General features: G+C 38.0%; 20 protein-coding genes. 14 read left to right on the top strand and 6 right to left on the bottom strand.

Going from position 1 to position 24143, the window contains the following annotated elements; all coding sequences use genetic code 11:
* Positions 1-32: 32 nt before the first annotated feature.
* Positions 33-638, top strand: coding sequence for a peroxiredoxin (locus tag CXF85_RS02565; protein WP_101226965.1), 606 nt, complete (start codon positions 33-35; stop codon positions 636-638).
* Positions 639-766: 128 nt separating this feature from the next.
* On the opposite strand, the gene rnt is transcribed toward CXF85_RS02565, so the two are convergent.
* Positions 767-1450: a ribonuclease T gene (gene rnt, locus CXF85_RS02560; protein ID WP_101226964.1), complete on the bottom strand. Its 684-nt coding sequence runs from the start codon at positions 1448-1450 to the stop codon at positions 767-769.
* 251 nt (positions 1451-1701) lie between these two features.
* Between rnt and CXF85_RS02555 the strand changes: the two genes are divergently transcribed.
* On the top strand, positions 1702-2577 hold the full coding sequence (locus CXF85_RS02555; protein ID WP_442871858.1) for a flagellar protein MotY: 876 nt from the start codon (positions 1702-1704) through the stop codon (positions 2575-2577).
* 174 nt (positions 2578-2751) lie between these two features.
* Positions 2752-4656 (top strand): M1 family metallopeptidase, encoded by a 1905-nt coding sequence (locus CXF85_RS02550; protein WP_101226962.1) that lies wholly within the window; start codon positions 2752-2754, stop codon positions 4654-4656.
* Between the two features lie 107 nt (positions 4657-4763).
* Here the strand turns inward: CXF85_RS02550 and CXF85_RS02545 are convergent, their stop codons facing one another.
* Together CXF85_RS02545 and cysZ are read right to left on the bottom strand one after the other, a co-directional pair.
* Complete coding sequence (locus CXF85_RS02545) at positions 4764-5216, bottom strand: hypothetical protein (protein ID WP_232771048.1); 453 nt, start codon at positions 5214-5216, stop codon at positions 4764-4766.
* Positions 5217-5354: 138 nt separating this feature from the next.
* Positions 5355-6110 carry a sulfate transporter CysZ gene (gene cysZ, locus CXF85_RS02540; protein ID WP_101226961.1) on the bottom strand — a complete coding sequence of 252 codons (756 nt, stop codon included), beginning with the start codon at positions 6108-6110 and terminating at the stop codon, positions 5355-5357.
* Between the two features lie 434 nt (positions 6111-6544).
* Here cysZ and zipA point away from each other — a divergent pair, with 434 nt between their 5' ends.
* Together zipA and ligA are read left to right on the top strand one after the other, a co-directional pair.
* Positions 6545-7720, top strand: a complete 1176-nt coding sequence (gene zipA, locus CXF85_RS02535) for a cell division protein ZipA (RefSeq protein WP_101226960.1) — start codon at positions 6545-6547, stop codon at positions 7718-7720.
* A 151-nt stretch (positions 7721-7871) separates the two neighbouring features.
* Positions 7872-9941, top strand: a complete 2070-nt coding sequence (gene ligA, locus CXF85_RS02530) for an NAD-dependent DNA ligase LigA (protein ID WP_101226959.1) — start codon at positions 7872-7874, stop codon at positions 9939-9941.
* 98 nt (positions 9942-10039) lie between these two features.
* On the opposite strand, the gene CXF85_RS02525 is transcribed toward ligA, so the two are convergent.
* Together CXF85_RS02525 and CXF85_RS02520 are read right to left on the bottom strand one after the other, a co-directional pair.
* Positions 10040-11371 (bottom strand): Na+/H+ antiporter NhaC family protein, encoded by a 1332-nt coding sequence (locus CXF85_RS02525; protein ID WP_101226958.1) that lies wholly within the window; start codon positions 11369-11371, stop codon positions 10040-10042.
* A gap of 195 nt (positions 11372-11566) precedes the next feature.
* Positions 11567-12787: an EAL and HDOD domain-containing protein gene (locus tag CXF85_RS02520; protein WP_101226957.1), complete on the bottom strand. Its 1221-nt coding sequence runs from the start codon at positions 12785-12787 to the stop codon at positions 11567-11569.
* A gap of 277 nt (positions 12788-13064) precedes the next feature.
* Here CXF85_RS02520 and putP point away from each other — a divergent pair, with 277 nt between their 5' ends.
* The 9 genes from putP to CXF85_RS02475 all read left to right on the top strand — a co-directional run bounded on the left by putP (position 13065) and on the right by CXF85_RS02475 (position 23590).
* On the top strand, positions 13065-14552 hold the full coding sequence (putP, locus tag CXF85_RS02515) for a sodium/proline symporter PutP (protein WP_101226956.1): 1488 nt from the start codon (positions 13065-13067) through the stop codon (positions 14550-14552).
* Positions 14553-14805: 253 nt separating this feature from the next.
* Complete coding sequence (locus CXF85_RS02510; protein WP_101226955.1) at positions 14806-15423, top strand: FKBP-type peptidyl-prolyl cis-trans isomerase; 618 nt, start codon at positions 14806-14808, stop codon at positions 15421-15423.
* Between the two features lie 70 nt (positions 15424-15493).
* A complete protein-coding gene (locus CXF85_RS02505; protein ID WP_101226954.1) occupies positions 15494-15910 on the top strand; it encodes a hypothetical protein in 417 nt (138 codons plus the stop codon).
* Positions 15911-16020: 110 nt separating this feature from the next.
* A complete protein-coding gene (dapB, locus tag CXF85_RS02500; RefSeq protein WP_101226953.1) occupies positions 16021-16827 on the top strand; it encodes a 4-hydroxy-tetrahydrodipicolinate reductase in 807 nt (268 codons plus the stop codon).
* A gap of 272 nt (positions 16828-17099) precedes the next feature.
* Positions 17100-18275 (top strand): glutamine-hydrolyzing carbamoyl-phosphate synthase small subunit, encoded by a 1176-nt coding sequence (gene carA / locus CXF85_RS02495; protein ID WP_101226952.1) that lies wholly within the window; start codon positions 17100-17102, stop codon positions 18273-18275.
* A gap of 28 nt (positions 18276-18303) precedes the next feature.
* Positions 18304-21519, top strand: a complete 3216-nt coding sequence (gene carB / locus CXF85_RS02490) for a carbamoyl-phosphate synthase large subunit (protein WP_101226951.1) — start codon at positions 18304-18306, stop codon at positions 21517-21519.
* 120 nt (positions 21520-21639) lie between these two features.
* Positions 21640-22116, top strand: coding sequence for a transcription elongation factor GreA (gene greA, locus CXF85_RS02485; RefSeq protein ID WP_101226950.1), 477 nt, complete (start codon positions 21640-21642; stop codon positions 22114-22116).
* Positions 22117-22342: 226 nt separating this feature from the next.
* A complete protein-coding gene (locus CXF85_RS02480) occupies positions 22343-23188 on the top strand; it encodes an SPFH domain-containing protein (protein WP_101226949.1) in 846 nt (281 codons plus the stop codon).
* 201 nt (positions 23189-23389) lie between these two features.
* Positions 23390-23590, top strand: coding sequence for a hypothetical protein (locus tag CXF85_RS02475; RefSeq protein WP_101226948.1), 201 nt, complete (start codon positions 23390-23392; stop codon positions 23588-23590).
* A 92-nt stretch (positions 23591-23682) separates the two neighbouring features.
* On the opposite strand, the gene yhbY is transcribed toward CXF85_RS02475, so the two are convergent.
* Entirely contained in the window at positions 23683-23979 is a 297-nt protein-coding gene (gene yhbY, locus CXF85_RS02470) for a ribosome assembly RNA-binding protein YhbY (RefSeq protein ID WP_101226947.1), read from the bottom strand.
* Positions 23980-24143: the final 164 nt, after the last annotated feature.

Below are 24143 nucleotides of genomic sequence, written 5' to 3'. Positions count from 1 at the left end.
TAAATTAAACATAAATAAAATTGGAGCATAAAATGAGTGTATTAGTTGGTCGTCAAGCACCAGATTTCACTGCAGCAGCAGTACTTGGTAGCGGTGAAATTGTTGATAGCTTTACATTAAGCGAAGCAATTAGCGGTAAAAAAGCAGTAGTATTTTTCTATCCATTAGATTTTACTTTTGTTTGTCCATCTGAGCTTTTAGCTTTTGATCACCGCATGGAAGAATTTAAAAGCCGTGGCGTAGTAGTAATTGGTGTTTCTATCGATTCACAATTCTCACATAACGCATGGCGTAACACTCCAGTAAATGAAGGTGGTATTGGTCCAGTACAATACACTTTAGTTGCTGATACTAAGCATGAAATTTGTAAAGCATACGACGTTGAACATCCTGAAGCTGGTGTTGCATTCCGTGGTTCTTTCTTAATTGATGAAGAAGGCAATGTACGTCATCAAGTAATTAACGATTTACCACTAGGTCGTGATGTAGATGAAATGTTACGTATGGTTGATGCACTACAATTCCACCAAGACCACGGCGAAGTTTGTCCAGCTGGTTGGAACAAAGGTGATAAAGGCATGACGGCTTCTCCAGAAGGCGTTGCAGCTTACCTTACTGACAATGCTGATCAGTTATAATTTTGCTAATGAGATAGTTAATTACTAAATTTACTATCTCAAATGCAAAAATAAAAAAAACCGCGAAAGCGGTTTTTTTATGTCTAAATATTAGTGTTAAGCCTTTCGTTTAGTTGTTAAGACTCAACTTATTCTTCAACTAACGGCCAACCACCTAGTGCTCGCCACTTATTAACGATATGACAAAATAGCTCAGCTGTTTTTTCAGTGTCATATAATGCGCTGTGTGCTTCACTATTATTAAAGTCTATCTTGGCAGCGATACAAGCCTTTGCTAGCACAGTTTGACCTAAAGCAAGACCTGCAAGGGTAGTGGTATCAAAACTGACAAAGCTATGGAAAGGACTGCGTTTAATATTACAGCGCTCGGTAGCCGCATTTAAAAAACCTAAATCAAAGGCTGCATTATGAGCAACAATAATTGCGCGTTGACAACCCGCCGCTTTCATCTTTTTTCGAACCATTTTAAACAGCACTTTAAGTGCTTCGTCTTCATCAACTGCACCGCGTAATGGGTTTGTTGGGTCTATACCGGTAAATTCCAGCGCTTTTGGTTCAAGATTAGCACCTTCAAATGGCTCGATGTTAAACTGTATTGTTTCATCGATAGAGAAATCACCGGTGTCTTCATCTAAATGTAATACTGAAGCAGCAAGCTCAAGTAGTGCATCTGTTTGGGAATTAAAACCGGCTGTTTCTACATCAATAACAACGGGGAAGTAACCGCGAAATCGTTGAGCAAACTTGCTTTTAACTTTGTCAGTATTAAGTTGTTTTTTTTGCTGGGTATCTATAGAACTTGATTCAGGCATTGGTCACTATGTAATAGAGATTTCAAATAATGCTGATTATTATCGCAGAAAGTTTATTTAAAAACGACTGTGAAGATCGCTTATAAGTCATTAAGTCTATTTATTTATCCGCTAAAGCGATTTTTTACCGATAAAATGCTAAAGTTATAGAACTTTAGGGCGATACCCTATCTATCCCATACAGGATAAAGTGAATTGTCCTGTTACTGCTATTGATATTGTGCAAAATTATGAAACATATAATCACATCAATGAGTACATATTTTCTTGTAATAACTAGCTTAATGGCTAGTTTACTTGTTAGTGATGTAAAAGCAGGCATACGTCAATATAGCGCAGATATCCATACGTCTAAATGGCAGTTATCGGATGATTCTCGTCTACAATGCACCTTATCACACCAAATCCCTCGCTATGGTGAAGCACGATTTTCAGCAAAAGCGAGTCGTCAGCTTAATATGGAATTTGAGCTAGATATGATGCTATTACCCGATAATTACTCTTTAGCTGAAGTTCGTAGTGTTGCACCTAACTGGCAACCTGGCGTAGGTTCACGCACTTTAGCGAATATGAAATTACATAAACAATTTAATCCGAGCCTACCGAAAAAAGTTGCTTGGACTATGTTAAGTGAATTAGAGCAGGGCATGAGTCCTACCTTTTATTATGATGACTGGTATAGCGACCAAGATAAAATTTCTGTTGGCCTATCAACGGCACGCTTTAAAAAAGCTTATAGAGATTTTGTTGGCTGTGTCGGAAATTTATTGAATTACAGCTTTGATGATATTTCTTATACGGTACTAAACTATCAATCAAGTAGTGATAAATTCACTAAAGCATCACAAAGACGTATCGAAATGATTCGTGAATATTTGAGTCTAGATCCAGAATTAGAATTAGTATTGATCGACGCTTATTCTGATAGTTATGGTGGTCGTTGGTCAAATTTGAAGTTATCAGAACGCCGTGCTGCCAAGATCAGAGACTACTTCGTACAAAATGGTATTGAAGTTAGCCGAATTGAAGCAAAAGGCTATGGTGAAAAGCGTCATATCTCTTCTAATGATACTACCCTCGGTCGCGGAAAAAACCGTAGAGTAGTCATTCAAATGCAAAAACCTTAAGTTTATTGCGTTTTTATTCAGCGCTGTAAATAAAACTTGCTAATTAACGCCATAGAAAGAGTAAAAAACTAAAGTTAAGTATTGAACAGGCCTGTCGATTCGCAGTAATCTACAGGCCTGTTTTGTCTGTGCTCTATTTGAGTGCGACTATTTAATTTTAAGGTATAAAATGTAATGAAACATTTTTCAAAACTTTGCTTGTTACTCAGCACTTTTACTGTGTCTGTAGCACCCGTTACATGGGCACATGATGGCGCTGTTCATCAACACGACGCTCATAAACAAGTTAATGTCTCTACATTAACAGATGCATATACTTATGCTAACTATGATCAAGTAAAAGCGACCCACGTGTATCTTGACCTTAATGTCGATTTTGATAACAAATCGTTGTCTGGTTTTGCTGAATTATCACTTGATTGGTTAACTGATAACAAAGCGCCATTAATTTTGGATACACGCGACCTTGTTATTCACCGCATCATGGCAAAAAATAGCCAAGGCGAATGGGTAAAAGTGAACTATGACTTAGCTAAGCGCGATGATGTTTTAGGTAGTAAGTTAACGATAAATACGCAATTTAATGCTAAAAAAGTCCGTGTTTATTATAACTCAACAGAAAAAGCTTCAGGCTTACAGTGGTTATCCGCTGAGCAAACAGCCGGAAAAGAAAAACCTTTTCTATTTAGTCAAAACCAAGCAATCCATGCGCGTTCTTGGATCCCTATTCAAGATACACCGAGTGTTCGCGTAACTTATACAGCGCGTATTACTACCGATAAAGACTTATTAGCGGTAATGAGTGCTAATAATGAACCAGGTACAGAGCGTGATGGCGATTACTTCTTCTCAATGCCACAAGCTATTCCTCCTTATTTAATTGCTATTGGTGTTGGTGACCTTCAGTTTAAAGCCATGAGCCATCAAACAGGCATTTATGCTGAAGCTTATATTTTAGATGCAGCCGTTGCTGAATTTGATGATACGCAGGCGATGATTGATAAGGCTGAAGAGATGTATGGTAAATATCGTTGGGGTCGTTACGACTTATTGATGCTACCACCAAGCTTTCCTTTTGGCGGCATGGAGAATCCACGTCTTTCATTCATAACACCAACAGTTGTTGCTGGTGATAAAAGTTTAGTTAATTTAATTGCTCATGAACTTGCTCACTCTTGGTCAGGTAACTTAGTTACTAACGAAAGCTGGCGCGATCTATGGTTAAACGAAGGTTTTACCAGCTATGTTGAAAACCGTATTATGGAAGCCGTTTTTGGTACTGAACGTGCCGTAATGGAACAAGCGCTTGGCGCACAAGATTTAAATGCGGAATTACTCGAACTTGATACGGGTGATACTAAACTTTATATCGATTTAAAGGGCCGTGATCCTGATGATGCATTTTCAGGTGTACCTTATGTTAAAGGTCAATTATTTTTAATGTTCCTAGAAGAGAAGTTTGGTCGCGAACGTTTTGATGCCTTTGTTTTAGAGTATTTTGATAGCCATGCTTTCGAAAGTCTAGGTACTGATAACTTTGTTAAATACTTAAAAGCTAATTTAACTGATAAGTATCCAAATATTGTTAGCAATAGCGAAATAAACGAGTGGATCTTCAACGCCGGTTTACCAAGTTATGCGCCACAGCCTACTTCGAATGCCTTCAAGGTCATTGATAAGCAAATAAAACAGTTAGTTGCTAATGAGTTAACGTTGACACAATTACCAACAGCACAGTGGACATTACACGAATGGTTGCATTTTATTAATAACTTACCGTTAGATACTAGCCTAGAACGTATGACTAGTTTAGATAAGGAATTTAATTTAACAAATAGTACTAATGCAGAGATTACTCATGCGTGGTACTTATTATCAGTTCGTGTCGGTTACAAAGATGTTTATCCTGCAATGGCAACTTACCTAAAAAGCATTGGTCGACGTAAGTTAATCGTGCCTTTATATAAAGAGCTTGCCAAAACAGCAGAGAACAAGACATGGGCTCTTGATGTATATAAACAAGCCCGCCCTGGTTACCATGGTTTAGCCCAAGGTACAGTGGATGGTGTTTTGAAGTAACGAAGTAACGAAGTAACTTTAGTTATAAAAAAGGGCTCAATGTGAAAACATTGAGCCCTTTTTCTTGTTAGTAACTTAACTATATTATTAAGGTTTAATCGCGAGTATTAATCATTACTTTCAATAATAACATCTACTTGGCGTTTTTTATTCTGTTGTGAAATAACAACGCGCATTTTTTCTTTACCTTCTTGGTATTTTAACGTCAATCGGTCACGTTTACGCTCTTGTGAATTGGCTTCACCAAAGGCTTGTTGATAAAAACTGATAACTTGAACTTCAGTTGATTGGGTGAAGTAGTTAATCACCGCTGGTAGTGCGTCGCTAAATTCGGCAAAAACTTGGGCATCTTCCAATACAGGAATATCAATAACACCATTATTTATTACTGCGCTGACTACTTCAGGCTCCTCAACGATTGGCTCTTCAATCATTGGCTCTAAAACAACAGGTGCTGGAGTAGGTTGTTCTTCTATATCTTGTGTTGAAGAACAAGCACTAACGCCAACGGCTACCATGCTAAGTAATGTAAAATGCTTAATAACTTGTTTTACTTTCATTTAAGTCACTTCCGTTCAAGTTTATGTTTCTATATATAATTTAAATATATACGATTTTTAGTACTAACGCGATAAATGGGCAGTAAATAGCATAAAAAAGGAGATAAAGATCTGAACCTTAAACGATTTATTTGATTTTTATACTTTATCTTGATAATAATCTACCCATAAAGCAGTAGCGCCGCAAATGGCGACAGGCATAACGACAAGATTCACAATGGGGATCATAGAAAATCCTGCCACAGTAAGACCAAAGCTATAGCTAAGACCTTTATTTTGCTTTAGTACTTCTTTCATTTGTGCAAAGGGGATTTTATGATTATCAAAAGGATAATCTTTGTATTGTATTGCCATCATCCAAGCAATGAATAAAAACCAAATTATTTGACCTAAGATAGGTAAAACACACAACACAATGAAAAAGCCTATAGCACGGGGTAAGTAATAACTAAGCTTCTGCCATTCTCTACTTAGTGTTCTAGGAATATCCTTTATTATGTCGAGCATTTCGCCCTGTGGTGCTTTTTGTCCGGACAAAATAGCTTCCATTTTCTCAGACAATAATCCATTAAAGGGGGCAGCAAGCCAATTAGCCACTGTGCTAAAAACAAAAGAAAAAATGACGAGAACAGTAAGCACCGCTAAAGGCCATAGTACAACGCTTAACCAATCAAGCCAGCTAGGTAACCACGCCATAATAATTTCCATATAGCTATTAAGCTCTAGATAGACAAAATAAAAGGCAAAACTAAACAATAAAACATTGATTGCTAAAGGAATAAAGACAAAGCGGCGTATACCTTTTTGTCGTATCAAACTAAAACCTTTAAAAAAGTAACTGGCGCCACTGTGATCAATAGGTAAAAGTTTAGCTTTTTTCGGTGAATGTGACATCGAGTTAAAGTGTTCCTAAGTGACTGATATTCTTCGCTAGAGTATATACCCGTTACCATTCAAAGTGCAGGGTTTTAGTGGGGATTTAAATGATTTTAGGCAAGATTAATTATTTAAGCATAGTCATTCTATGGTTTGATTATTTAACGCCGTATAAAGTGATTTTAAACCCATCGAAGAAGCGCTTGAGCAACATCACTTCATCGTTGCTGTGTCTTATAATGGAATAACCATTATTTCATCACAGCGCCTTGAATTGAAATAGCTCAAGCACTCTGAAGCAGGCATCATGATTGGTTACGGGTAAAAAGCTTCTTTCATACTTTTAAACATTAACTTGTTACAAATCTATCTGATTTCTGATAAAGTTTCCTGTTAATATACAGCGATAAACATCGCATAAAAAACAGTTTAAGAGAGTAAATAGGCTCGAAATGGAAGATAACTTCAGAAACGTCTTAATTATACTTAGTGCCATTGTCATAACCGCAATATTCATACATGGCTTGTGGATAATAAGAAAACAAAAAAATCCCTATAAATTAAAAGCATCGAAAGATAAGATCGATCCGATAACACGAGACTTTGATCGCAAAGGCTTTGATCAAGATGGCGTTGGGCAAGTAAAAGTTAAACCAAGTGGACAAAGTGACAAGCTAAACCTTGAAGATGAGGCGATTGCTAAGCATGTTGTAACCGCAGGTGTTCAGTTACCCGATGATCTATCTAAAAGCCAAATATTAATAAAAAAGGATGTTTTAGGCGGTCTTACTGGTCAGTCTACAGAAGATCAAGCTAAAAAAATTGATAATAGCCCTGTTCAGGTATTAGATAACAGTATTGAAGATGACTGGTTCAAAGAGGATTCTCAAGAAAGTCCTGTAGAAGATAATAGCACCAAATTTACTAAAGAAGAATTAGGTGATGAGCTATCACCAGCAAATGCACCTTCTTATGAATCTAGTAATCAAGCGCCTATCGAGCGAAAAAAACGCGTTTACGTTGAACCTTTGTATGAACAGCCGGTTACACAAGCTAAACCAAGCCGTGAACCAACTATTAACGTTAAAAAAACGCCATCAAAAGCCACATTAAAGCGTGACCAAATAGAAATTGATTTTGAAAGTCAAAAAAGTACACCAGTCACAGCGCCCGAAAAACGTAAAACTAAATTAGAACCGCAGGTCATTATTTTATCTGTGGTAATGCCAGCTAATCAGCAAATGTTTGGTGCGGCATTATTACCGAGTTTACTGACCCTTGGTTTAAAGTATGGTGAAATGAATATCTTTCACCGCCATGAAGATAGTGCTGGCAACGGTAGAGTGACTTTTAGTTTGGCGAACATCATGAATCCAGGCTCATTCGATTTAGATAGTATGGAAACCTTCGCTACACGAGGTGTTAGTTTATTTATGACACTACCTAATGCAGGTGATTCTTTGGCTGTTTTCGAACAAATGCTCAATGGTGCTAAGCAGTTAGCGCAAGAGTTTAATGCACAAGTTATCGATGATAAACGTAATGTTATGACTAAACAAACTGAGCAACACTACTTAGGTAAAATACGAGAGTTTGATCGTAAAAGTCGTATTGCTTTGGTGGAATAACCGTTTGTAATCATACTACCTTATTCTTCTTTATTATGTAAAACGGGCTACTGCCCGTTTTTATTACTCTAAAAAATATGTAAAATCCATCTAAAAAGCACCTGAACATCACCTAAATATTACGTATTACTAACCCTTAGTGAATTATTTTATGTCGAATCCTCAAGAACAAATTAGCCAGTTACAGCAGCAAATTAATCAATATAATCATGAATATTATGTACTAGACCAACCTACCGTACCTGATGCAGAATATGACCGATTAATGAAAGCATTGATCGATTTAGAAACGGTTAACCCTGAGCTTAAGACTATTGATTCCCCTAGCCAGAAAGTAGGAGGACAGGCATTAAAATCATTTACGCAAGTTACTCATCAACTGCCAATGCTTTCTCTTGATAATGTCTTTTCATTAGCAGACTTTCACGCGTTTGTTAAGCGGGTAAAAGACAGACTTAATAGTAATAAAACATTAGCTTTTTGTGCTGAGCCTAAACTTGATGGCTTAGCTGTGAGTTTACGCTATGAGCAAGGACAACTAGTGCAGGCTGCTACTCGTGGCGATGGTAGTGTAGGTGAAAATATCACAACCAATATTCGTACTATTAAATCTATACCTCTTAAGTTAATGGGAATACCGGGTAAATACTTTCCAGACATTGTAGAAGTCCGCGGCGAAGTATTTATGCCTAAGGCAAGTTTCAATGCCTTGAATGTATTGGCTAAAAAGCGAGGCGAAAAAGGCTTTGCTAACCCACGTAATGCCGCGGCGGGAAGTCTCCGACAACTTGACTCTAAAATTACCGCTAAGCGTAATTTGGCATTTTATGCTTATAGCTTAGGTTTTGTTGGTGAATTTTCTGTAGAGAATAATGAAAGTACTGATCTAACGAGTGAGTTCTTTGCCAGCTCACATCATCAAAGACTTTGTCAGCTTAAAACACTGGGTTTACCTATGTGTCCAGAAGTGCGTTTACTGGAAAGTGAACAAGCATGTGACGAATTTTATCAAGATATCCTAGAAAAACGTAGCGGTCTAAGTTATGAAATTGATGGTACGGTATTAAAAGTTGATGAAATATCCTTACAAAAACGTCTGGGTTTTGTTGCACGCGCACCTCGTTGGGCAATTGCTTATAAATTCCCTGCAGAAGAAGAGTTAACTACCGTTGAAGACGTAGAATTTCAAGTGGGACGTACAGGCGCGATTACGCCCGTTGCTCGCTTAAAGCCTATATTTGTTGGTGGTGTGACTGTCTCTAATGCCACCTTACATAACCAAGACGAAATCACTCGTTTAGGGCTGAAGGTGAATGACACTGTCATTATTCGCCGTGCTGGTGATGTTATTCCGCAAATTGTTAGTGTAGTTCTTGATAAACGACCAGATAATGCCGTCGATGTTATTTTCCCTACCAGTTGTCCTGTGTGTGATTCTGCAGTAGCTAAACCTGAGGGAGAAGCCGTTTTAAGATGTACCGCTGGTTTATTTTGTGCGGCGCAACGAAAAGAAGCGATTAAACATTTTGCTTCGAGAAAAGCTCATGATGTTGATGGCTTAGGTGATAAACTTGTTGAACAATTGGTTGATGAAAAGCTGATTAATACGCCCGCCGATTTGTTTACACTTACTGAGATCCAAGTGAGTACTATAGACCGTATGGGGAAAAAATCAGCGACTAACTTAATCAACGGACTTGAGAGGGCTAAAAGTACCACATTAGCTAAATTTATTTATGGTTTGGGCATACGTGAGGTAGGTGAAGCAACCGCTGCTAATCTAGCAAATCATTTTTATACGCTAGCGGCTATTGAAAGTGCCTCTCTCGAAGCCTTGCAAGATGTCTCTGATGTCGGCGAAGTTGTTGCCAAAAACCTTATTAATTTCTTCAAAGAAGAGCATAACTTAGCTGTTGTTGCTGGTTTATGTGAAGTAATGAACTGGCCAACTATTGCAATAAAGTCAGCAGACGAGTTGCCACTGGCAGAGCAGATTTTTGTTTTGACAGGTACGCTAACCCAAATGGGAAGAACTGAGGCTAAAACAGCCTTACAATCTTTGGGAGCTAAAGTATCAGGCAGTGTCTCGAAGAATACTCACTTTGTTGTCGCAGGAGACAAAGCTGGCTCTAAACTGGTTAAAGCCCAGGATTTAGGCATATCAGTGCTTACTGAAGATGGTTTGGTAGCATTGCTTGCGGAACATGGCATTACTATTTAGTTAATAGTTAACTTTTCATAGTAAATAAGAAAAAGGACGCTTAATCGCGTCCTTTTTTATGTGTTCTAAGAAGTAGCCGTAAACTAAATATAAAAGAGTTATGTAGTTTTACGGGTTAATCGCCAAAATGCGAATCCAGCGACAAAAAACAATATCATCGGATAATATGCGTGGCTTGCTACTGATAATGGCGATATATGTAAAGTTGCACCTAACAGCAACGCCTGAGCACCATAAGGTAATATACCTTGGTTAATGCAGGCAAAAACATCGAGTAAACTGGCTGACTCAGCAGGAGATAACTCGCCATCAGTGGCAAGATTTTTCGCCGTGTCACCGGTGACAATAATCGATACTGTATTGTTTGCAGTGAAGAAGTTACAAACAAAAGCAAGTCCTGCTATCCCTAATCCCGCCGCACGTTTATTATTATTAGGCGTTATTTTTCTAGCAAGTGTTTCTATCACTCGCGTTAAAGCTGATAAACCACCTTGCTGGCGTACTAACTCACTTAAACCGCCAATAAATAGAGACAATATAAAGATGTCCTGCATGCTGGAAAATCCGGCAGTGATATCTGTTAACCATGCTGATAACTGATAACCATTGCTTATCATGCCAATGGCTGCAGCTAAAACAATACCCAATGTTAAAACAACAAAAACATTCACGCCCATTAAGGCGAGTACAAGAATTACCACGTAAGGTATTAATCCGACCACAGCGGACTCGCTGCTAAGTTCATGATTTACTTCACCGCCTAATACGGTGAATATCACTAAGCAAATAAGTGCTGCAGGAACGGCAAATTTAAAGTTTACTTTAAACTTATCTTTCATGTGCGCGCCTTGACTACGTGTGGAAGCTATAGTGGTATCAGAAATGATAGATAAGTTATCACCAAATATTGCGCCAGAAACCAAACAACCAGCGACCAGTGCAGCATCCAAATCGGCAGTTTCAATAAATCCTAATGCAACAGGTGCAATGGCAGCAATGGTGCCCATTGAGGTTCCCATCGCGGTAGATAAGAAAGCAGCAACTAGAAATAAACCTGGTAGTAACAGATAGTCAGGGAATATGGCTAAACCCAGTTGTACACTCGCATCAACACTGCCGGTCGCTTTTGCAACTACAGCAAAAGCACCAGCAAGCAAATAAATAATACACATGGTGGTTATATTGTTATGTCCAGCGCCACTGACAAATTGTGCTACTTGCTGTTCTATCGTACTTTTAGATAAGAACTTACCTAAAGCCATAGAAGCAATAATCGCTGGAATAATAGCAATACTTGCAGGGAGTTGATAAAAGGCAAAATCAACACCTTGTAGCGTTAAAATAATACCTGTGCCGAGGAAAAGTCCTAGAAAAATGGCAAAAGGGAATAGGGCAAATAAGTTTTCTTGTGGGGCTTTTTTATCAGTCATAAAAGAACTACATAAAATAATATTGTTGTAGCATTATAAAAGTAAAATTCGAACTGTCAACTTAGATGTTTAGATGGCTAAACGTTTTTGTTAAATAAAAGGGTTATAAAAAAGGTCAACTACCTAAGTAATCGACCTTTAATAAAGTTTAGGTGGTAACTAAATTATCACTCATTTTAGTTTTAGCGAGTTAAGCTAATCAACGACCAGTGTTTGCTCATCAGCCCAAGCAACAGCTTGATTATAATGTTCGACCACTTTATCTTTATCAAGTTTTAACTTTTCCATGACCAACGTGGTTTTATCCCACTCAGCTTGTTCAATAAACTCAACAAGTTTTATCAAGGCTGCCATGACCCCTTTTTTAGTGAGTAGCGGATCCTTTATTTCGCTTGAAAGCGGTAACTTTTCTAATACTGTCGCCATATCTTCATCTAATATAGCGTCAATCATCGATAATAGACCGGTTAAAAAGGCGATAGAAGCATCCAGTTGTGAACGAATATCCTGTGCAACTAACTCACAAAATTTTGCTCTAGTCATGGCTAAGTTAATTAATTCAGAGGGTTTATCTGGGTTCGCTGTTACCGCAAACATTAAGCCGATAAAGCGTTTTAATTCACCCGACCCTAAAATAACTAAGGCTTGCTTGATGGTTGATATTTCGTTGCGGCGTTTGAATATTGCCGAGTTTGCATAACGAAGCAGTTTATAAGATAAAGAAACGTCACGTTCAAATACACTGGTGATACTGTTTAAATCAAGCTCAGTTTTAGACGTTTCATAAAGTAATTCGGCCATAGCCATTTGTGAAGGCGATAAGTTTTTAGTCTTGATCATTTCAGGTTTAGCGAAGAAATAGCCTTGGAAGTAATCAAAGCCTAGTTGCAGCATTTGATTATATTCTTCATACGTTTCAACTTTTTCAGCTAACATTTTTATATGAGGATGATCTTTAACTGCGGTAAGCACTTCTTTAATTTCGTCAAGTCCACTTTGGCGGATATCAATTTTAATTATTTTAATATAAGGGTAAAAATGAATCCAAACATTTTGATGTTCATAATCATCTAAGGCAAGGGTATAACCTTTTTTATGTAAATCTTTACAAAGTGCTAATAATTTTTTACCCGGTTTTATCGTTTCAAGAATTTCTACCACAACTTCGTCAGGCGTAAGCATTTCAGGATACCCTTGGCTCAATGTTTCAAGGGTGAAGTTGATAAAAGCGGGCTTATTACCGGTAAAATCACTGATGCCCATATTAAATTGGCTAGCTTCAATCATTTTACTGGTGGCTTCATCGCCATCTATATCTGGGAATACATTATCTATGCCGTCACGAAAAAGTAATTCATAAGCAAAAAGGTTTTTACTCTTATCTAAAATAGGTTGTCTTGCAGCGTAAAAATTCATAAATGTTATTAACTAGCTCAGGATCTATGGGGTAATTAGTATTGAATATATGGTATAGCCATATTTTTTGCATTATTTATTTGTATTATTTTTTCGAATCTGTTGGTACTTTTATCCTAAATTCATCCTCAATTAAGCTTCTTATTTTCTATCCATTAACGTTAGTAATAAATATAAGCAGACAATGACTTACTCGACTAAGGTTTCATTGTTTGGCTAATTTTGATAGTTTAGCGACCCTAACCATTCTCTAGCTCACAATAAGCAGGTAATTACTTTGGCTATCGGTACCTTAATTTCTTTAACTCTCTACTTCATCGTCATGCTATTAATTGGCTTATACGCCTATAAAAAATCTACCAGCGATGTTGCTGGCTATATGTTAGGTGGTCGTAGTTTATCTCCTAGTGTTGCTGCTTTATCTGCCGGGGCTTCAGACATGAGTGGTTGGATGTTGATGGGGTTACCTGGCGCTATGTATATAAGTGGCGTGAGTAGTCTTTGGATTGCAATAGGTTTAGTCATTGGCGCGTTTCTTAATTACTTAGTGGTTGCACCACGCCTTAGAACGTATACCGAAATAGCTAATGATTCGATTACCTTGCCAGACTTTTTTGAGAATCGATTTAACGATAAATCTCGCTTGTTAAGAATCGTATCATCGGTAGTTATTGTGGTGTTTTTTACCCTTTACACATCAAGTGGTGTTGTTGCAGGCGGTAAATTATTTGAAAGCTCTTTTGGCTTAAACTATGAAGTTGGCTTATATGTAACTGCTAGTGTTGTTGTTGCTTATACCTTGTTTGGCGGTTTTTTAGCGGTAAGCTTAACTGACTTTGTACAAGGCTGTATAATGTTTATTGCCTTAGTGTTAGTGCCTGTTGTTGCGATAAGTGAAGTAGGCGGCATAGCTGAGATGCAAAGCACTATCGAAACGATAAATCCAGATTTACTTGATATTTTTAGTGGCGTCAGCGCAATTGGTATTATTTCTGCCATGGCTTGGGGTTTAGGTTACTTTGGTCAACCACATATAATTGTTCGCTTCATGGCGATTAGAAGTGTTAAAGAGATGCCAACAGCACGCCGTATAGGTATGAGCTGGATGATTGTTGCTATTATTGGTGCGATGGCAACCGGTTTAGCAGGTATTGCTTATGTCGCTAAAACAGGCATGAAGCTAGATGATGCGGAGACCATTTTTATCGTATTATCCCAATTACTATTTAGCCCTTTAATTGCTGGTTTTTTACTTGCAGCTATTCTCGCTGCAATAATGAGTACTATATCCTCTCAATTGCTCGTTACTTCTAGCTCGCTTACGGGTGACTTTTACCAAGCGTTTTTACATCGCGATGCGAGTGAAAAGCAATTGGTGTTAGTTGGCAGGATTTCAGTCTTCGTCGTAGCATTGGTCGCTATTTATTTAGCTTATGATCGTGATAGCAGTATCTTAAGTTTAGTTAGTAATGCTTGGGCTGGTTTTGGTGCTGCTTTTGGTCCTGTTATTATTGGTTGTTTGTATTGGAAAGATATGACACGTAATGGTGCATTAGCCGGTATGTTAAGTGGCGCGATCACAGTACTTATCTGGATTTATGCACCTATTACTATTGGTGGACAGGCGCTTAGTGCTGTTATGTATGAAATAGTACCAGGCTTTATTGTTTGTTCACTGGCTATTTATCTCGTCAGTAAACTCTCTCCTAAAGTAGAAGAGAGCATCAGCATTAAGTTTGATGAAATGTTAGAGATTCATAAATAAGCAATTCATGATGTAATAAATAGTCAGTCCAAAAACTCATTACCTTAAAAGGTAATGAGTTTTTTGTTTTTAGGACTTTATTTTCATGTGAGATTTGTCGTTATTCACTGCTAATTATTAAGCGACTTGGCTAATTTCAAGTTGTTCGCATTAGAGCTTATATGCTAGAATCGCGATAATTTTAAACCTTCAATTAATTAGGTTTACTTTAAAAATATTAATCATTAAAAAGACAATTTAGTCTGGAGTTTATATACCGATGAGTTTTGATACTATTGAACAACGTGTTAGCTATGGCGTAGGTCGTCAATTAGGTGACCAACTTCGCAACAACCCTTTTAAAGAATTTGATATCACTGCAGTACAAGCTGGTATTGCTGACGCGTTAGCTGATGCTACAAGCCAAGTTTCAGATGAAGATTTAAATGAAGCTTTTGGTGTTGTTTCTAAAAAAATGCAAGAATTAGAGCAAGCTGCAGCTAAAGAAGCATCAGCTGAAGGCGAAAAATTCTTAGCTGATAATGCTAAGCGTGATGAAGTTACAGTTACTGAGTCTGGTTTACAGTACGAAGTAATTACTACTGGTGAAGGCGAAAAGCCAGCAGCTGAAAGCACTGTAAGTGTTCATTACCACGGTACATTTGCTAACGGTGATGTGTTTGATAGTTCTGTTGAGCGTGGCCAACCGGCTGAATTCCCAGTAAACGGCGTTATCGCTGGTTGGACTGAAGCACTACAGTTAATGACTGAAGGCAGTAAGTGGAAATTAACTATCCCTTATGACCTAGCTTACGGCGAACGTGGTTCACAAGGTGCTATCCCTCCTTATGCTACGTTAGTATTTGATGTTGAATTACTAAGCATCAAGTAATTAGCAAAAAATAAATGATTAAGCCCTCAATGAGGGCTTTTTTTTAAGCTAAAAGTAATAAATAAAGTCTATGTCAAAAATAAAAATACAACAGCTATTTAAAGCATACCAACATTCATTTATCAATTACGATATGGATGGAGTAAGCAGCTGCTATCACTTACCATGCACACTAAATACACCTGACAAAATAGTCTTGCTTACAAGTAGGGCTGATTGCCAGAGAGAGTTTGGCGAAATATTCACTCAACTGAAAGAAGCGAATACCAGTGATGTTATCGCGAAGAAAGCTTCTTTTGTACAAATGAGTGAACAGTTATATTTAGTGTGCATAGATTGGGATTTTATTGATGGGTCGGGACAAGTGTTTGCTGACTTTTCTGCCATATACCACGTATTAGATACAGGTGAGGCATTGAAAATAGTTAATGTGGTTTCTCATGAACTTGAGAGTTCCTTAACTTTATCCGAATCCATTAGCTGGTAAACAATATTTATTGTTAGTACTTAATCTCTAAGTCTTTTCGATAAAAGCTTATCAGATATAAGTGTTTTAGGCGGTTTTCCGCGATTTCATTCAGAATAATAGAGAACATTATGAAAGTAAAAGTAGCTATTCTAGGTTGCAGCGGTCGTATGGGACGTAATTTAATTCAGGCAGCTCATGAGCATGCCAGTATTGAATTGGTTGGTGGTAGCGTACGTAGCAGTTCATCTTTTGTCGATTTTGATTTAGGGGAATTGTCGGGTATTGGCGCAATAGGCATTAAAACGTCAACAGAATTAACTCAATTAACTGCAGCGGATGTTTTTATTGATTTTACTTCAATAGAAACCACCTTAGAAAACCTTGTGTGGTGCAATGAGAACAAAAAGTCTCTCGTTATAGGTACTACAGGGTTTTCTGATGAACAAGTCCAAGTTATTGAACAAGCAGGTAAAACAATGCCTGTCATTTTAGCGCCTAACACCAGTGTTGGCGTTAATTTAATGTTTAAGTTATTGCAAATTACCGCAAAAGCAATTGGCGACTATACTGATATAGAAATTTTTGAAGCGCATCACAGATTTAAAAAAGATGCGCCCTCAGGAACGGCTGTAAAAATAGGCCAAGTTATTGCTGATACTTTGGGCCGTGATCTAAATGAGGTTGCTGTTTATGGTCGTGAGGGCATAACTGAAGAGCGTAAGAGAGAAACCATTGGTTTTGCAACGGTTAGAGCTGGCGATATTGTTGGTGAACATACGGCTATTTTTGCTGATCTTGGTGAGCGACTTGAAATTACCCATAAAGCGAGCTCTCGAATGACATTTGCTCTAGGGGCTATGCGTGCGGCATTTTGGTTAAAAGATGCTGATGCAGGCTTTTATGATATGCAAGATGTACTCGGATTAAAAGATTAATATTAATACCTAGATATCAACTAAATTTATTATAGATAAGTAGTCTTTTTGGCCATTTGGTCAGGAAATGATAAGAAAGCCCAGAAAAGACTATGTTTTTAACTTTATTACTAGACGAATTCATCGCACAAGCGTAAAATAAGTGGATTTTGTCAAAAATTTAACTGAAAAGTGTTTTTTGACACCGTTTTGTACAAGGAGTACGAGGCAACTGCACGGAGCATTTTGCTGTTACATGCGCGTTTACGTTTATTTCTTCTTTGGAGGTTACATTGGCTACATCTGCTATTTTAGTGCTTGAAGACGGCACTGTTTTTAAAGGCACCGCAATTGGTGCACAAGGCTCGGCTGTTGGGGAGGTGGTATTTAACACTTCTATGACAGGTTATCAGGAAATCCTTACCGATCCATCATATGCAGAGCAGATTATTACCCTGACTTACCCGCATATAGGTAATACTGGTACTAATAGCGAAGATAAAGAGTCGAATAGCATTGTTGCTAAAGGCTTGGTTATTCGTGATTTGCCTTTACTTGCTAGTAACTTTCGAAATGAACAGAATTTAAGTGACTACTTAATCGACCATAATATCTTAGGTATTGCGGATATCGATACACGTAAGTTAACACGAATTTTGCGTGAAAAAGGTGCTCAAAACGGTTGTATCTTAACGCTTGATGATAGCAGCGATGAGAGTTTACAAGCTGAAGCGCTAACAAAAGCGAAAGCATTTCCAGGTCTTAAAGGCATGGATTTAGCGAAAGTTGTTTCTACTAAAGAACAATATGAATGGACGAGTGGTAGCTGGACTCTTGATTTAAGCAATGGTGATAACACCGGTACAGGCTTTACTCAACCAGAAAAATTTGAATTCCATGTTGTAGCCTACGATTTTGGTGCTAAACACAACATTTTGCGTATGCTAGTTGACCGTGGTTGTAAATTAACCGTAGTACCTGCGCAAACATCAGCAAGCGATGTATTAGCAATGAACCCAGATGGTATTTTCTTATCAAATGGACCTGGTGATCCAGAACCATGTGATTACGCTATAGCGGCGATTAAAACATTCCTAGAAACAGAAATACCTGTTTTTGGTATTTGTTTAGGTCATCAATTACTTGGCCTAGCAAGTGGCGCAAGCACAGTGAAAATGAAGTTTGGTCATCACGGTGCTAACCACCCGGTGAAAGACTTCGCACGTGATGTAGTAATGATTACTGCACAAAACCACGGCTTTGCAGTTAACGAAGAAAACTTACCAAGTAACTTAACTGTTACTCATAAGTCATTATTTGATGATTCATTGCAAGGTATTCATCGTACAGATAAACCAGCATTTAGCTTCCAAGGTCACCCTGAAGCAAGTCCTGGTCCACATGATGCAGCGCCATTATTTGATCACTTCATCGATTTGATCAAAACCTACAAATCAAACAACGCTTAAGCCGACAGACAAGAGAAGAGAGAAAATAATGGGAAAACGTACTGATTTAAAAAGTATCTTGATCTTAGGTGCAGGTCCAATCGTGATTGGCCAAGCCTGTGAGTTTGATTATTCTGGCGCTCAAGCGTGTAAAGCACTTCGTGAAGAAGGTTATCGAGTTATTTTAGTTAACTCTAACCCGGCAACGATAATGACAGACCCAGATATGGCCGATGCGACTTATATCGAACCAATTCACTGGGAAGTTGTTCGTAATATTATTGAAAAAGAACGTCCTTGTGCTGTTCTACCTACTATGGGTGGTCAAACCGCATTAAACTGTGCTTTAGAACTTGAAGCCAAAGGCGTACTAAAAGAATTTAATGTTGAAATGATTGGCGCTACTGCTGACGCAATTGATAAAGCAGAAGATCGTAGTCGTTTTGATAAAGCAATGAAAGCGATTGGCCTTGATACGCCAAATGCTGAAATTGTACATACTATTGAAGAAGCACACGCGGCAAGTAAAATATTAGGTTTCCCTTGTATTATACGTCCTTCATTTACAATGGGTGGCACCGGTGGCGGTATCGCATACAACATCGAAGAATTTGATGAAATTTGTACGCGTGGCTTAGACCTTTCTCCAACATCAGAACTACTAATCGATGAATCATTAATCGGTTGGAAAGAATATGAAATGGAAGTGGTTCGCGACAAAAATGATAACTGTATCATTATTTGTGCCATTGAAAACATCGACCCTATGGGTATTCACACTGGTGATTCAATTACTGTTGCACCTGCGCAAACATTAACTGATAAAGAATACCAAATCATGCGTAACGCTTCTTTAGCGGTATTACGTGAAATTGGTGTTGAAACAGGTGGTTCAAACGTACAGTTTGGTATTTGTCCTGAAACTGGCCGTATGGTTATTATCGAGATGAACCCACGTGTGTCTCGTTCATCAGCATTAGCGTCAAAGGCAACAGGTTTCCCAATTGCTAAAATCGCGGCTAAGTTAGCGGTAGGTTATACGCTAGATGAGTTAAGTAATGATATTACTGGTGGCAAAACACCAGCATCATTTGAGCCAACCATTGATTACGTTGTAACTAAGATTCCACGTTTTAACTTTGAAAAATTCGCTGGTTGTGAAGACAGATTAACGACGCAAATGAAATCTGTTGGTGAAGTAATGGCTATTGGCCGTAACCAACAAGAGTCTTTGCAAAAAGCATTACGCGGCTTAGAAGTTGGCGTAAATGGCTTTGATTCAATTGTTGATGTAACTCAACCTGGCGCTAAAACCAAAATAATGCACGAGCTTCAAGAAGCTGGTTCAGACCGTATTTGGTATGTAGCTGATGCGTTCCGTTTAGGCTTAACAGTTGAAGACGTTTATAGAACAACAATGATTGACCGTTGGTTCTTAGTACAAATTGAAGACATTGTTTTAGAAGAAGCAAAAGTGAGCGAAGGCGGTTTAAAAATATTAAACCCTGAATATTTACGTAAACTTAAGCGTAAAGGTTTTGCCGATTCACGTTTAGCTGATCTTATTGGTGTATCTGAAGCTGAAGTACGTAAAAAACGTCATAACGCAGATATTTACCCAGTGTACAAACGTGTTGATACCTGTGCTGCAGAGTTTAGTTCTGATACGGCTTATATGTATTCAACATATGATGAAGAATGTGAATCAAACCCGACCGACAAAGAATCAATTATGATTCTAGGTGGTGGCCCTAACCGTATTGGTCAAGGTATTGAATTTGATTACTGTTGTGTACACGCGGCATTAGCACTACGTGAAGATGGTTATGAAACTATCATGGTTAACTGTAACCCTGAAACTGTTTCTACCGATTACGATACATCAGACCGTTTATATTTTGAATCAATTACGTTTGAAGATGTACTTGAAATTGTTCGTATCGAAAAACCTAAAGGCGTTATCGTGCAATACGGTGGTCAAACACCACTTAAATTAGCACGTGCTTTAGAAGCTGCAGGTGTACCAATTATTGGTACCTCTCCAGACGCTATTGATAGAGCTGAAGACAGAGAACGTTTCCAACAAGCGGTTGACCGTTTAGGTTTATTACAGCCAGAAAATGCCACGGTAACTTCATTAGAAGAAGCTATGGCAAAAGCTGAAGGTATTGGCTTCCCGTTAGTTGTGCGTCCATCTTATGTACTAGGTGGCAGAGCGATGGAAATCGTTTATGACTTAGACGATTTACGTCGTTACATGACAGAAGCAGTAAGTGTTTCTAATGATTCACCAGTATTGCTTGATCACTTCCTTGATAATGCGATTGAAGTTGATATTGATCTTGTCTGTGATGGTACTGATGTCGTTATTGGTGGCATTATGCAGCACATTGAACAAGCCGGTGTTCACTCAGGTGATAGTGCATGTTCATTACCAGCATATAGCTTAAGCCAAGAAATCCAAGATGTTATGCGTAAGCAAGTAACAGATTTAGCGTTTGAGCTAGGTGTTATTGGTTTAATGAATACGCAAATGGCTGTTAAAGATAATGAAGTTTATATCATTGAAGTTAACCCACGTGCAGCACGTACTATTCCATTTGTTTCAAAAGCAACGTCAGTACCACTTGCTAAAGTAGGCGCACGCGTAATGGCGGGTAAATCATTGAAAGAGCAGGGCATTACTAAGGAAGTTATTCCAAAGTACTTCTCTGTTAAAGAAGTGGTTATTCCGTTTAACAAATTCCATGGTAGTGATCCTTTAGTTGGCCCAGAAATGCGTTCAACGGGTGAAGTCATGGGCGTAGGTGATACCTTTGAAGAAGCTTATGCTAAAGCGTGTTTAGGTGCGGGTGTTTCGGTACCTAAATCAGGTCGAGCGCTAATTTCTGTTCGTAATAGTGATAAAAAACGTGTGGTTGACTTAGCTAAGCAGTTAGTTGCTTTAGGGTATGAACTAGATGCTACTCATGGCACCGCAGTCATGTTAGGTGAAGCTAATATTCCATGTCGTTTAGTCAATAAAGTTCATGAAGGTCGTCCACATATTCTTGATAGAATCAAAAATAGTGAGTACAACTACATTATTAATACGACAGAAGGTCGCAAAGCGATTGAAGATTCTAAAGCATTACGTGGTGGTGCATTACGTTATAAAGTTGCTTATACTACGACATTAAATGCTGCATTTGCTACTTGTATGGCGCATGCTGCAGATGAAATGACTACAGTACGTACCGTGCAAGAGCTGCACAATACGTTATAAACTAGGCGAATAAGGCTTTTATTCCGGAGTGAATTGAGCCTTATCTAAAATATTTTAAAAGGTGGTTATCCCTATCATAGATAGGCTAACCGCCTTTATTGTTAGAATAAGAAGACAATTATGACTAAATATCCAATGACCCTTCGTGGCTCTGATCTATTACATGAAGAGCTTAAAGTTTTAAAAACAGAAAAGCGCCCACGTATTGTAAAAGACATTGCTACTGCACGTGAGCATGGCGATTTAAAAGAAAATGCTGAATACCATGCTGCAAAAGAAGAGCAAGGCTTTTGTGAAGGTCGTATTCAAGACATTGAAGGTCGTTTATGTAACGCGCAAGTGATTGACGTAACGTCCATACCTAACCACGGTAAAGTTATTTTTGGTACAACGGTTACTTTATTGAACCTTGATACTGAAGTTGAAGTGACTTATCAAATTGTTGGCGATGATGAAGCTGATTTTAAAACAGGTCGTATTTCAGTTAACTCTCCTATTGCTCGTGGTTTAATTGGCAAAGAAGTTGATAGCGAAATTGAAATAACTATTCCTGGTGGCGTAGTTGAGTATGAAATTGTTGCCGTTGAGCATATTTAATACACTATATTAAACCGTGATTAGGGCATTTGATGCCGCTATAACTGTTTAGATAAAAGGTCGAAAACGTAATGTTTTTGGCCTTTTTTATGCGCGTTTACTTAGCAAAATAATAATTTAGCTAGTCTTTTTCTATATCAAAAAATCGTCTTGCAAAAAGCTCAGATCAATAGTAGTCTTTATGATATCAAAGTGATATCACTTTTATTCATCCCAAGGAGTTAGTATGAACGAGAATATAGGTTTTTCAATTAGTGGTTATGGTGTTTTTGTCGCCTTGTTAGCTGCAGTAGGGTTTATAGTTAGCCAAGCAGCTACGGGGAATATTGAAATAGCCACCGTCGTTGTTTTTATTCTTACCGTTACAGCTATTCCTGGTTTCTTTATGGTGCAACCAAACCAAGCGAAGGTAATGACTTTTTTTGGTAGTTATGTTGGATCGGTAAAGGCCTGTGGTTTACGTTGGACTATTCCCTTATTTATGCGTAAAAATATTTCATTGCGTATTAGAAACTTTGAATCCAACCAAATGAAAGTGAATGATAATCATGGTAACCCTATTGAGATTGCTACGGTTGTTGTATGGTCGGTAGACGATACCGCAGAAGCCTCGTTTGAAGTAGATGATTATATCAGTTTTGTAAATATTCAAAGTGAATCGGCTTTGCGTAATATGGCGATCAGCTATCCTTATGATCAACACGAAGGTGATGAAGTTGCACTACGTAGTCATCCACAAGAAGTCTCAGAAGCATTAAAAATAGAAATACAGCAACGACTAGGTAAAGCGGGCGTTCGAGTACATGAAGCACGTATTAGTCATCTTGCTTATGCACCTGAAATAGCTAATGCTATGTTACAAAGGCAGCAAGCTTCTGCCATTATTGCCGCACGTAGACTAATTGTTGATGGCGCTGTTGGTATGGTAGAAATGGCGTTAGCGCAACTATCAGAAAAAGGTATTGTTGAGCTTGATGAAGAACGTAAAGCAGCCATGGTCAGTAATTTATTGGTGGTACTGTGTAGTGATAAAAGCACCCAGCCAGTAGTGAATACAGGTAGTTTGTATTAATTATTTAGGTAGTAATTGTTTAATTATACCAATTCCGATAAGTTCCTGGTCTTGTTGTACGAAGTGAAAATATTTCAGGGCAAGGCGCTTGATTGACCAATAGCTGGCTATTGGGATTGAAAGCAACGCCGTCATGAAGAATTTTAGCCAGTACAAGTGGTCAATAATTTAACGGAATTGGTATTAGCAATAGGAAATAGTATGGCAGCTAAGAAAAGCTTCCCACTTAGAATTAACCCTGAGGTTTTAGCGGCAATGCAACGTTGGTCTGATGACGAATTGCGTAGCGTTAATGCTCAAATTGAATATGTATTAAGAAAAGCATTGGTTGATTCCGGCCGAGTAAAACTGATTCAACAAGTGGTAACTATAGTAGAAGAGGGTGACGCTGTTAAAAAGTAAACCCTATTAGTGAGACATAAAAAATGACAGCCATGGCTGTCATTTTTTTTAACTATTTATCAGGCAAAGCAAAAGCAAAAGCCAAAGTAAATTTATACTTTAGGAATTCTAATCTTCTTTTCTGCACTTTCACGATAAATAACTAAAGTCTTACCAATCACTTGTACTTGAGTAGATTTGGTTTCACGACAAATAGCTTCAACGATTAACGCTTTAGTTTCTTTATCATCAGTAGGGATTTTTACTTTGATTAACTCATGGTGGTTAAGCGCATAATCAATCTCAGCTACAACCGCTTCTGTTAAGCCATTATTACCCAATAAAACTACTGGTTTTAGAGAGTGTGCAGCGCCTTTAAGGTGCTGGATTTGTTTTTTGTTTAAGCTCATTACTAAATTTCGTTATCTGTTGCCTTGAATTGCGGCCATTTTACCCTTATCTAGTGACTAATACCAAGTCTATTAAGTTTTTTCCTACTCAGCGAGAATTAAAAGGCTTAGAGGCAAGGTATTGATTGATGATAATGGTTGTTCAGGAGAATATGCTCCTGCAT

Origin of the sequence: Colwellia sp. 75C3 (genome assembly GCF_002836255.1) — a bacterium.
GTDB lineage: Bacteria > Pseudomonadota > Gammaproteobacteria > Enterobacterales > Alteromonadaceae > Colwellia.
The sequence above is the reverse complement of the archived record's forward strand: the minus strand, read 5'-3'. Positions and strand labels throughout refer to the sequence as shown.